Genomic DNA, 591 nt, shown 5'->3' with positions numbered 1-591 from the left:
GACCAGGTAGTGGATATGGGGATGATATTGAAGTTGGCGTCCCCAGGTATGCAGCACGCCAAAAAATCCCGGTGTCTTACCCGTCATCCATCGTCCCCTGTCCACGAGTTCTGACATGGCTTGGGAGGAGGCCGCGAACATCATGCCATAGCAAGCCTTCTGGTTGGAGCGGATCACATTCCGCAGCTCCTCCGGCACCGTAAAGGTCACCATGAAGTGATGGCCCGGGAGCTGCCGCTTTATCTGACGAGCCATCCACTGGCGGGCCTTATGATTTTGGCACGCCGGGCAATGGCGATTCCCGCAGGAACGATAGAAAGCATGGATTTTACCGCACCCTTCGCACTCATAGTAGAGCAGCCCATGGGCCTGCGTTCGGCAAGAGAGGATGGCACCGATGGTTTTGCGATGGGTCTTCGGCATGGAGGCCCCAAATCGATCCAGATACTCGGGGGAGAACTCCCGGAAGATTTCAGATATCTTGTTCATGGCTGTCTCCCCTCATCACGTGATTGATGATCCGGTACGAATCTTCAATCCCTTTCTGTGTGAGATGGAAGTAAGCCATGGTGGTTTCGAGGTTGCTATGCC

1 protein-coding gene is annotated in these 591 nt (G+C 54.8%); it reads right to left on the bottom strand.

The features are described from left to right. On the bottom strand, window positions 1-489 hold a 489-nt coding region (locus MSL71_RS26350), incomplete at its 3' end, for an IS91 family transposase (protein WP_180147522.1). Window positions 490-591: the final 102 nt, after the last annotated feature.

This window comes from Desulfoluna butyratoxydans (assembly GCF_900699765.1).
Classification (GTDB): Bacteria; Desulfobacterota; Desulfobacteria; order Desulfobacterales; family Desulfolunaceae; genus Desulfoluna; species Desulfoluna butyratoxydans.
The sequence above is the reverse complement of the archived record's forward strand: the minus strand, read 5'-3'. Positions and strand labels throughout refer to the sequence as shown.